Source organism: Streptomyces milbemycinicus, from assembly GCF_002154605.1.
GTDB classification, from domain to species: Bacteria; Actinomycetota; Actinomycetes; order Streptomycetales; family Streptomycetaceae; genus Streptomyces; species Streptomyces milbemycinicus.
In genome coordinates this window covers 1-8,255 of the sequence record NZ_MUNE01000485.1, presented here as the reverse complement: position 1 = coordinate 8,255, position 8,255 = coordinate 1, and the positions used below count along the sequence as shown (strand labels likewise).

Below are 8,255 nucleotides of genomic sequence, written 5' to 3'. Positions count from 1 at the left end.
GTGGCTCCCGCCCGGCCCGCCCGGCCCTGGAACCCGCGGTCCCGGCGGGCCGGGCGGGAGCCACGTACGGCGGAGCCGTTGGAGTCAGAGGGGTCGGCGGAGCCGTTGGAGTCAAAGGGGTCGGCGGAGCCCTCAGGATCGGCGAGTGCGGGATCGGCGGGGCCGGTTACGCCCTCGGCCTTGCCGGCGTCGCCCAGGGTCTTGCCGGTGCCTGGCCCCCGGTCGGCCCGTTCGCTCCTGCCGTCGTCGGTGTGCGCGTCGTCCGGGTCGGCGGCGCCGGCCTCGGCATGGCGCTCCAGCCGCTCGGCCAGCCGTGTCAGGCCGGCTCCCATTCTGCCGACCCAGTGTGGCAATGCGGACATTTCGCTTCCCCTACCCCCAGTTCCCCCGCGGTCGTCGGGACGACGTTACAGCCTGAGGACGCGGGAAACCCCCGGCCGGTTGCGGTCGGGGGTTTCGCGGAGTCGAGCGCCGAAGGCGACCGAGTGAGGCCGAAAGCATCAGTAGTAGTTGTTGGCCTGCCAGAACGACCACGCGCCGCAGGGGCTGTCGTAGCGCTCGTTCATGTAATTCAGGCCCCACTTGATCTGGGTGGCCGGGTTGGTGCGCCAGTCGGCGCCCACGGAAGACATCTTGGAGCCCGGCAGCGCCTGCACCAGACCGTACGCACCCGAGGAGGGGTTCTCGGCGCGGTAGTTCCAGGTGCTCTCGTGGTTCACGATGTTGCTGAAGCACTGGAACTGGTCGGCCGGGACGATCTGGCGCGCCATGGCCTGGACCTCGGCGACGGTGTACGAGGCCTGCTGCGGGAAGCTGCTCGCGTCGCGGGTGGCCGAACGGCTCGCCGCCTCCTCGAGCTTCTTCTTGGCTTCCGCGCGCTCCTTGGCGAGCTTGGCCTCGGCGGCCGCCTTCTCGGCGGCCAGCTTCTTGGCCTTGGCGTCCTTGGCGGCCTGCTTGCGGGCAGACTCCTCAGCGGACTTCTTCGCCTCCGCGTCGGCCGCGGTGGACTGCACGTCCGCCTGCTGCGTCAGGGACGCGGTCTGCGCCACGGCCTGCTGGCCGGCGGGTATGTCCGCAAGGAGCGTCGTGTCGGCGGCGGTCGCCTCGACGGGGTCGGTTGAGCTCTGCTGCTCACCGCCCGCGGCAACGCCAACGACAGCGCCCACAGTGGTGACCGCGGTGGCCGAGGCCACTGCGAATCCCCGGACCGAAATCCGGCTCACACGGTTTCCTTCCAGCATCGCCCGCTTAGGTGACCTCGCGGACGCAATCGTGCCCCTGGCGCTGACCTCCCCTTGTTCCGTCCCCCTGTTGCACATGGGGATGGCTGGTCACGGGAGGCACTGGCCCGGTGGACCCTCCCTCGGGAGAGCCGCAAGGTGCTCGGGCGGCATACGGCGAACGCTGTTTAGTTCTGGTACTGCTGTTGCTCCGTACCGCTGGGGGTACTGGTGTGCCGTATGCGGGGCCTGACAGGACCCACACACTGCCGGAAGCGGACGCCCGGAGGCAATTCTCCGTTGAGTGTGAAAGCTCACACCTCGTTTACGCCCTAGGATTTCCGGAAACCCGAGCGCACCAAGACGCCGCGCGGCTAAGCTCTTTCGGCTCGGCCGCACGGCGTCCGGGATTGCATGTGTCGCGTACTCCCCTCAACTACCTCAGATATGGCCGTCTTCGAGCATTTCGGTCACCAGGGCGGCGATCGGCGACCGCTCGGAGCGGGTGAGGGTGACATGGGCGAACAGCGGATGCCCCTTGAGCTTCTCGACCACGGCGACGACGCCGTCATAGCGCCCGACGCGGAGATTGTCCCGCTGTGCCACGTCATGGGTGAGTACCACCCGGGAGTTGGAGCCGATCCGGGACAGAACGGTCAGCAGAACGTTCCGTTCGAGGGACTGCGCCTCGTCCACGATCACAAAGGCGTCATGGAGCGAGCGGCCCCGGATGTGGGTGAGCGGCAGCACCTCCAGCATCCCGCGCCCCACCACCTCCTCGATCACATCCGAGGTGGTCACCGCCGACAGCGTGTCGAAGACGGCCTGGGCCCACGGGCTCATCTTCTCCGCCTCGGAGCCCGGCAGATAGCCCAACTCCTGCCCGCCCACCGCGTACAGCGGCCGGAAGATCATCACCTTCCGGTGCTGCTGACGCTCCAGTACCGCCTCAAGACCGGCGCACAGCGCCAGCGCCGACTTGCCCGTACCGGCCCGGCCGCCCATCGAGACGATCCCGATGTCCGGGTCGAGCAGCAGATCCAGCGCGATGCGCTGCTCCGCGCTGCGCCCATGGATGCCGAACGCCTCGCGGTCGCCGCGCACCAGCCGCACCTGCCCGTCGGGCGTGACCCGGCCCAGCGCCTTGCCGCGCTCCGACTGCAGCACCAGACCGGTGTGCACCGGCAGCTCCGCCGCCTCGGGGACATACGCGGTCTCGGCCGCGAAGAGGTCGTCCACCTGCTCGGCGGAGACGGCCAGCTCGGCCATCCCGGTCCAGCCCGAGTCGGTTATCGCCAGCTCCGCGCGGTACTCCTCGGCCAGCAGCCCGACCGAGGATGCCTTGATGCGCAGCGGGAGGTCCTTCGAGACGACCGTGACGTCGTACCCCTCGGCCTGAAGGTTCCTGGCGACCGCGAGGATCCGCGAGTCGTTGTCACCCACCCGGCCCCCTTGGGTCAGGAAGGCGGCCGGCAGGAGGCCCGGGTCGGAGTGGTTGAGCTCGACACGCAAGGTGCCGCCCAGATCGCCGATCGGGATCGGGGCGTCCAGACGGCCGTACCGGATCCGGTACTCGTCCAGCAGGCGCAGCGCCTGCCGGGCGAAGTAACCGAGCTCCGGGTGGTGCCTCTTGGACTCCAGCTCGGTGACCACGACGACCGGCAGCACGACTTCGTGCTCGTCGAAGCGGGCCATGGCGTTCGGGTCGGCGAGCAGGACGCTGGTGTCGAGTACATAGGTGCGCCGGTCTTGCTCGCGGCGTTTCTTGCTGATCACCACGGGTGGACGAACCCCCTCGGGAGAGGTTGGGGTGCGACGGCGTCGCGGGAACGAGTCCCCCGGCCCGCAGGCGGGGGACGGACCGGGCTCAGGCCCAAGCGGAAGGGCCGAGCGCCGGCCCTCCGCGTCATACGCACGATCCGCGTCGTCCGTGTGCAAAGGGCCTCCCGGGCGAACGAGCACATGCCGTCCGCTGGCAGTTCGACACCCCTAGGACAGTTGGGGCAGGGCGTCGACCTGGAAGGGATATTCCCTCGAACGTGCGCGGCCATGCCATGGCATATGACGGCGCGCACGTGAACGTTGTGAAACCCGCACGTTTCGGGGTGGGATGAGGCCGTAGCCGAAACCGTACGGACGCATCAGCCGTCCGGGCCCGACTGCCGTACCGCGTACGGGACTAGTAGCCGTACCGCCGGTGACGCGCGGCGTAGTCACGCAGCGCGCGAAGGAAGTCGACCTTGCGGAAGGCCGGCCAGAAGACCTCGCAGAAGTAGTACTCCGAATGGGCGCTCTGCCAGAGCATGAAGCCCGACAGCCGCTGCTCGCCGCTGGTGCGGATGACGAGGTCCGGGTCGGGCTGGCCGCGCGTGTACAGGTGTTCGGAGATCAGGTCGATGTCGACGACCTCCGCAAGCTCCTCGAAGCTGGTGCCCTTGCTCGCGTGGTCGAGCAGCAGCGACCGCACCGCGTCGGCGATCTCCTGCCGGCCGCCGTAGCCGATGGCGACGTTGACGAGTATCCCGTCGATGTGCTCGGTGTCCCGCTCGGCCTCCTTGAGGACCGTCTGGGTCCGGGCGGGCAGCAGATCGCGGTTCCCGACGTGGTGCACCCGCCAGCGGCCGTCGGCGGCCAGGTCGCGCACCGCGCCCTCGATGATGCCCAGGAGCGGGATCAGCTCCTCCTCGGGGCGGTCGAGGTTGTCGGTGGACAGCATCCAGAGCGTGACGACCTCGACGTCCGTCTCGTTGCACCAGCCGAGCAGCTCCTGGATCTTGCTCGCGCCGGCCTTGTGACCCTGCTCGGTCGTCCCCCCGGCCGCGCGGGCCCAGCGGCGGTTGCCGTCGAGGATGACTCCGATGTGCTTGGGCACCTGGGCGTGGTCGAGGCGGCCTTCCACCCGGCGTGCGTAGAGCCCGTACACCAGGTCGCGCAACTTCACGTCTTCCAGCCCCTCAGTGCCTTGCATGGCTTGCGATGGCGGTCCGCCCAAGCCCGCACCCTACTGCGGCAGGGGGGCGCTTGCGAACCGGGTGCGCCCTCTGTTTGCCGCGCCCATCCCGCAAAACATCACGCTCCGTAGTTGCGCGGTGTGCGCTCCGTCCGGACCGATGGCCGGTACGCCCCGGAATCGCCAGGAAAAGAAAGCGGGCCGGTCCGTGGGGGGGATACGGACCGGCCCGAGGGGGGGCTTCCACCATAACGCTTTGTGAGGGATAGTCCAGGCATCGACGAGGGTGACAATGAATGTCGCCGAGAATCCCGCCGTCCGCATCAGGCCGCGAGCCCCCCGAGCACCAGCCCCGCACCGGCCCCGAGGATCATGAAGGGGCCGAGCGCCATCCCGGTTCCACGGGTCGCCCGGCGTGTCGCCAGCAGCGCGACGGCGTAGCACGAGCCCAGCAGCAGCCCCGCGAGGGCGCCCAGGACCAGCACCGCCCAGCCGTACCAGCCGAGCGCGATCCCCAGCCCCAGGGCCAGCTTCACATCGCCGAACCCCATCCCGCTGGGGCTGATCAGGAACAGCACGAGATACGCGCCGCCCAGCGCCGCCCCGCCCAGCAGCGCCCGCCGCCACGACCCGGCGCTGTGCGGCAGCAGCGTCGCCACGCCGAGCAGCACGGCCGCCCCGCCCGCCAGCGGCAGCGTCAGCACGTCAGGCAGCCGGTGCACCGCCCGGTCCACGCCCGCCAGCAGCACCGTCGGCGGCGTGAGCAGCAGCCACACCGCCAGCTCGGGGCGGTCGCCGACGGCCGCCGCCAGCACCGCGCACACCAGCGCGGTGAGGGCCGCGGTCAGCGGCGCGCCCGTACCGTAGTCCCGCTCGCCCGCCCGGCAGCCCGGGCAGCGGGCGAGCCCCAGCCAGCCCCGGGCCGCCCCGGTGAGCACGTGCCCGCGCGGGCAGGCCCCGCGCCACGGCTCCTCGGGCTCCACGGCCAGCCGGTAGCGGGCGCGGGGCACGAGCATTCCGGCCGCCGCGCCGTACGCGGCGGCAAGGATGATCAGGGGCACGGACACGAGCCGAGCCTACGGAAGCGGGGCCGGGTGCGACACTCGCATCGGGCACCGGACGCCGGATGGGAGATGGACGGAAGGGCGGGGCGGGGATGGGCCGTTGGCGGGACGGCACGGGGACACTGCGCGTGCTCGACGACGCGCATGACGACGTACCCGAGGACTTGTACGGCGAGGTACGCGGCGACGCGCATGGCGACGTACATGGCGGTGTACTCGACGCGGACGTCCCCCTGGAGGTCGCCGCCTCCTATCGGGCCCGCACCCGCGGGCTGCTCGGCCGGGACGGGGTGACGGGCGCGCTGCTGCTCACCCCCGCGAGCAGCGTCCACACCTTCGGGATGCGCTTCGCCATCGACGTCGCCTATCTCGACCGCCGTCTGACCGTTCTGGCCGTGCGCACCATGCGCCCCGGCCGGCTCGGGCTGCCCCGGCCCCGGGCGCGCCATGTCCTGGAGGCCGAGGCGGGCGCCATGGAGCGCTGGGGGTTGCGGGCCGGCGCCCGTGTCACGATCCGGTGCCCGGGCGCATAGCCGCGGCAAGGCCCGAGCTGTACGCTGTGGCACCGGTGTCATGGTTGGACACCCTCGATCGCGTATCGAGGTCAGTTGAGGTAGAGGTACAGGGGTAGGGGTTGCACGGTGACAATCACGGGCAAAATTCTGCGGTTTGACGAGTTTCGCGGCTACGGCTTCATCGCTCCCGACGACGGCGGCGAGGACGTCTTCATGCACGCGAACGACCTGGTGGACGAGAAGCATCTGTTCCAGCCGGGCAGCAAGGTGGAGTTCGTCCCGGAGTACGGCGACAAGGGTCCCAAGGCGTCCGAAGTACGGATCGTCCAGCGGTCCGCCGTGGTCCGGACCCACGCGCCGGGGCCGGCCGCCGACTCGGGCGACGACACCATGTGCGATGTGCTGTCGATCTCCGAGTTCCGGCAGGAGCTGACCGAGGCGCTGGTCGAGGTGGGCGGCACACTGACCGCCGACCAGATCAAGCAGGTGCGCAGACGCGTGCTCGAACTGGCTCAGGCGCACAACTGGATCGAGTCCTAAGAGGCTCGGAGCGCCACACCGAACCGCCGCGCGGGGCATCGCCCCTGCGCGGCGGTTCTTTTTCAGGCTCCGGCGACCGTCAGCATCGCCCAGAGCGCGANNTCGCGGCCGGTCCGGTCAGCAGCCCGAGCCGGGTGAAGTCCCTCAGCCCGAAGCCGGTACGGGTGCCGGTGTCCATGCCGTAGCCGCGGATCTCGCGCCGCCACAGCAAGGTGGCCAGCGAGCCCACGTAGGTGAGGTTCGGCCCCAGGTTGACGCCGATCAGCACGGCGAGGACCGGGCCGGGCCCGCCCGCTGCGGCGATCGGCAGCAGCGCGAGCGTGGCGGGGAGGTTGTTGACGAGGTTGGCCAGGACCGCCGCGACCCCGGCGATCGCCAGCAGCGCGGGCAGCCCGGCGCCGCCGGGGAGCAGATGTGTCAGCCCGGCCCCCAGCCCGCCCGCCAGCACGGCCTGGACCACGACCCCCAGCGCGAGCACGAAGAGACAGAAGAGCGGCCCCGTGGCGGCCACCGCGCCCCGCACCGTCTCCCGTCCGCGCGCCACCGCGCGCACCGCGAGGACCAGGGCGCCGGCCCAGGCCGCCCAGGCGGGATCCACGCCGACGAGCGAGGTGGCGACGAATCCGCAAAGGGTCAGCACGAGCACGGTCAGGGCGAACACCGGCACCTCGGGCCGCCGGGCCGGCGGGGCCTGCGAGGTCCCGGCGGCCAGGTCGGCGGCGAAGTACCGGCGGAAGACCAGATACTCGATGCCGACGGCCAGCAGCCATGCGGGCGCCATGAGCAAGGCGAACCGCGTGAACGACAGCCCGCTGGCCTCCAGTGCCAGCAGATTGGTCAGATTCGAGACGGGCAGCAGCAGGGACGCGGAGTTCGCCAGGTGGGCGCAGGCGTACAGATGCGGGCGCGCCCGGGCGCCGAGCCGGGTGGCGGTGGCGAACACCACGGGTGTGAGCAGCACCACCGTGGCGTCCAGGCTGAGCACCGCGGTGACCATCGCCGCCACCGCGAAGACCCCGGCCAGCAGCCGGTCCGTACGGCCCCGGCAGGCCCGGGCCACCGCGTCACCCGCGGCCTCGAACAGCCCCTCGTCCGCACACATCCGGGCCAGCAGCAGCACCGCGGCCAGAAAGCCGACGACCGGCAGCAGCCTGTGTGTGACCTGCCACACATCCGGGAGCGACACCGCCCCGACCGCCACCAGCAGCCCCGCGGCGGGCACCGCGGCGGCCGCCTCGGGCCACCCCCGGGGCCGTACGACGGCGAAGGCGAGCACGCCCAGCAGCAGGGCGACGGAAACGATCTCGGTGAGGGCGGTGCTCAGGGGGGCTCCCGGTTCCAGATGCGACAAACACATCCATCATGGGATACGCGCCGAAGTGGACCGCCACGGCCCCCGGGCACACGGCCCCCGCGCCCTACCGCCCCCGGGCCCTATCCCGAGCGGGCGAAGCTGACCTCGACCCGGCGGTTCTTCTTGCGCCCCTCCTCCGTGGAGTTGTCCGCGATCGGGTACTGCTCGCCGTAGCCGCGGATCTGGTACTGGACGGAGGAGTCCAGATTCGCGGAGAGCGCGTGCTGGACGGCGTTGGCCCGCTCCTTGGAGAGCTTGAGGCCGTGCAGCGCGGAGCCGAGGTCGTCGGTGAAGCCGAAGACGCGGACGCTGGTCGCGTTCTGCTTCTCGATCTCCTGGGCGATGGCCCTGATCCGGGCGTTGGCCTCGCCGCCGAGCTTGGAGCTGTTCTTGTCGAACAGCACCTCGGCCTGGAGGGCGAACTTGACCTTGGTGTTGGTGTCCTCGCGGCGCTCGTCGCCGTCGTCGGTCTCGACGACCGACTTGATGTCCAGCACCCGGCCGGGGGCCAGCTTCGCGCTCCCGGGCAGCCGCAGATCGGGGTCCTTGGCGTCGATCTTGATGGGTGGGGTGGTGTCGGCGGGGGCGCCGGGGCCGCTGTCGGCGTGGGCC

7 protein-coding genes and 2 pseudogenes are annotated in these 8,255 nt (G+C 71.0%); 2 read left to right on the top strand and 7 right to left on the bottom strand.

The genetic code is table 11. The features are described from left to right. The 5 genes and pseudogenes from CCN51_RS34685 to CCN51_RS34665 form a co-directional block, all read right to left on the bottom strand. Window positions 1–332, bottom strand: a pseudogene (locus CCN51_RS34685) (hypothetical protein); the annotation flags it as partial. A 168-nt stretch (window positions 333–500) separates the two neighbouring features. Continuing rightward, window positions 501–1,223: an aggregation-promoting factor C-terminal-like domain-containing protein gene (locus CCN51_RS34680; RefSeq protein WP_014176778.1), complete on the bottom strand. Its 723-nt coding sequence runs from the start codon at window positions 1,221–1,223 to the stop codon at window positions 501–503. Between the two features lie 438 nt (window positions 1,224–1,661). After that, the gene (phoH2, locus tag CCN51_RS34675; RefSeq protein WP_014176779.1) at window positions 1,662–2,999 is read right to left on the bottom strand and encodes an RNA 5'-3' helicase PhoH2; all 1,338 of its coding nucleotides are present in this window, start codon (window positions 2,997–2,999) and stop codon (window positions 1,662–1,664) included. Between the two features lie 400 nt (window positions 3,000–3,399). Beyond that, complete coding sequence (locus CCN51_RS34670; RefSeq protein WP_014176780.1) at window positions 3,400–4,161, bottom strand: isoprenyl transferase; 762 nt, start codon at window positions 4,159–4,161, stop codon at window positions 3,400–3,402. A 332-nt stretch (window positions 4,162–4,493) separates the two neighbouring features. Next, the gene (locus CCN51_RS34665; RefSeq protein ID WP_014176781.1) at window positions 4,494–5,237 is read right to left on the bottom strand and encodes a prepilin peptidase; all 744 of its coding nucleotides are present in this window, start codon (window positions 5,235–5,237) and stop codon (window positions 4,494–4,496) included. An 89-nt stretch (window positions 5,238–5,326) separates the two neighbouring features. Between CCN51_RS34665 and CCN51_RS34660 the strand changes: the two genes are divergently transcribed. Both CCN51_RS34660 and CCN51_RS34655 read left to right on the top strand, forming a co-directional pair. Next, window positions 5,327–5,767, top strand: coding sequence for a DUF192 domain-containing protein (locus CCN51_RS34660; protein WP_014176782.1), 441 nt, complete (start codon window positions 5,327–5,329; stop codon window positions 5,765–5,767). Between the two features lie 108 nt (window positions 5,768–5,875). Next, window positions 5,876–6,289, top strand: a complete 414-nt coding sequence (locus CCN51_RS34655) for a cold-shock protein (protein WP_014176783.1) — start codon at window positions 5,876–5,878, stop codon at window positions 6,287–6,289. Window positions 6,290–6,351: 62 nt separating this feature from the next. Here CCN51_RS34655 and CCN51_RS34650 read toward each other — a convergent pair. Together CCN51_RS34650 and CCN51_RS34645 are read right to left on the bottom strand one after the other, a co-directional pair. Next, window positions 6,352–7,646: pseudogene (locus CCN51_RS34650) on the bottom strand (SLC13 family permease). 77 nt (window positions 7,647–7,723) lie between these two features. Then, window positions 7,724–8,255: OmpA family protein (locus tag CCN51_RS34645; RefSeq protein ID WP_107426135.1), on the bottom strand; the 532-nt coding region annotated here is incomplete at its 5' end.